The 1,850-nt window shown below is 42.3% G+C and carries 3 protein-coding genes; all 3 read right to left on the bottom strand.

Features of this window, described 5'->3' with window-relative positions:
* The coding region (locus tag JF818_RS11930) for an NAD(P)-dependent oxidoreductase (RefSeq protein WP_198892227.1) at positions 1-513 on the bottom strand (513 nt) is incomplete at its 3' end.
* Positions 500-1,213 carry a 2-C-methyl-D-erythritol 4-phosphate cytidylyltransferase gene (locus JF818_RS11925; RefSeq protein WP_198892226.1) on the bottom strand — a complete coding sequence of 238 codons (714 nt, stop codon included), beginning with the start codon at positions 1,211-1,213 and terminating at the stop codon, positions 500-502. The genes JF818_RS11925 and JF818_RS11930, both read right to left, overlap by 14 nt.
* Before the next feature lie 15 nt (positions 1,214-1,228).
* A partial coding sequence (locus tag JF818_RS11920) for a phosphorylcholine transferase LicD (RefSeq protein ID WP_198892225.1) occupies positions 1,229-1,850 on the bottom strand: 622 nt, incomplete at its 5' end.

Below are 1,850 nucleotides of genomic sequence, written 5' to 3'. Positions count from 1 at the left end.
GCCAAGATATGATTCATCAAAAGCATCTACATCACCTCTATTCTCCCCATACACCTCAACACTTGATGCAAACAGAAAGCGCTCACACCCATTTTCAGCTGCCCAAGCAAGTAGATTATTGGTACCTGTTATATTGGTGAGGATAGTTCCAATCGGGTCAGTTGCATAGGCAACGGGGTGCGTATTGCTTGCTGCGTGAATAATATAGGAAGCATGTTTGTCTATATGAATACCTGCATTGATATCTTGTGCATAAAAGGAGAAATACGGAGAAGCTGCATAGGACGAAAAACGTTTTTTTGCTTTCTCTGCATCTCTTCCCACTGCTAGAATATGGCACTGTAGGTCTGTCGCATCATTTTGCTTCATCAGCAAGTCTACAAGAAAACTGCCTATCATCCCTGTTGCCCCGACAATGAGTACTGTTTTTTTTCTAAGAAAACTCCAGTCATCCAAACGAGCAATTACTCCGTCCAAATCTGCTTGGTACAATGCGTGGTCAATCCATCTCATAACGTCCAACTTTTAAAAATGCCTTGAAAGTGTCCAGGTCTTCTTTCGTCGTGAGCTTTATGTTTTTCTCTGAACCTGCAGCAAAGTACAGTTTTTCACCCAAGTCCACCATCATGGTATTGGTATATGCCGACCCGTAGATGCCGATACCTTCAGAGAAAGCTTTCTGGTACGCCCACAACAGTTTACCAAACCTATAGGCCTGGGGGGTAGAAACTCTTCGAAGGGTCTCCCGAGGAATATACTCACAGGTTGAGATATCATCACATTTCTTAAAGATCTGTTCATTATACGGCATCGAGCTCACTGCATTCCCATATTTCTTTCCTACAACTATTACATCGGAAAGCACACTGGCATCCACAAGTGGGCGAACTCCATCATGCACGATTACCAGATCATCATCCTTGCAGATCCCTTTCAGTGAAAATACCCCGTTTCTAATTGACTCCTGTCCACTGGATCCTCCGGTGACAACCCATTTCAGCTTATCAATCTGGTATTTTTTTGCATACGATTTCACCGTATCCTGCCAACCGTCCAGGCATACCACTTCAATTGCATCAATCTCAGGATGTGCTTGAAATGCTTCCAATGTGTAGATAATCACCGGTTTTTCATAGATGGTCACAAACTGTTTGGGAACATCCAAATTCATTCGATTTCCAGAACCCCCAGCTATTATCAAGGCAATATTCATGTACTCTCCCTTCCATTACTCATTCCAGTACGCAACAAAGTCATGTTTGCTAACTCTTTTCTCTACTGGAGGTAGTTGCATATAATCTCCATAAAGAGAAGAGAGATACTCATGATAGCCTTTGGGTGCAGGAAATACAAGGTTTTCAAATTCTAGAGGGACAGATGAGGCAAAACAATCACTATCCAATATTTCACGTTCACCATATCCCCATACCATACATCCCATGCTATGGCTTATGAGATTTGAAGAGGAACGTGCGATGCGGTTTATCTTCCTTGCCAGCCAGTTTTCTGATAGGGGCAATACCATTAGTTTACCGGGAAGCAAGAGGAAATTCCTGAGAAGACTCCAATGCTTGCCCAATCGAGACATCTTTACTTTGAGAAGTTGTTGGTACATTCGGGACTTCTGAACTTGCTTATGGATTTTTTTTGAATCGTCAGGTGCTACATCCAAAGGAAATATATCCACAAACACACCAAACTCAATGTCATGATTTTGTGCGCCCTCTTTCACAAAGGTTTTTGTATCATACACTTTTGCAAAAGGGAACCGACATCTTGGAGAAGTCTCCAAGGCATAAACAGCAAATTTCGGGGAAGAAAAATGCTTCACGAACACATCGTAATCAGAT

Source organism: Sphaerochaeta sp. S2 (genome assembly GCF_016406725.1).
Classification (GTDB): Bacteria; Spirochaetota; Spirochaetia; order Sphaerochaetales; family Sphaerochaetaceae; genus Sphaerochaeta.
The sequence above is the reverse complement of the archived record's forward strand: the minus strand, read 5'-3'. Positions and strand labels throughout refer to the sequence as shown.

What these genes read in the sequence shown, in the direction of transcription:
- JF818_RS11925 (WP_198892226.1), bottom strand. Translation starts at nt 1,213, where the DNA reads ATGAATATTGCCTTGATAATAGCTGGGGGTTCTGGAAATCGAATGAAT.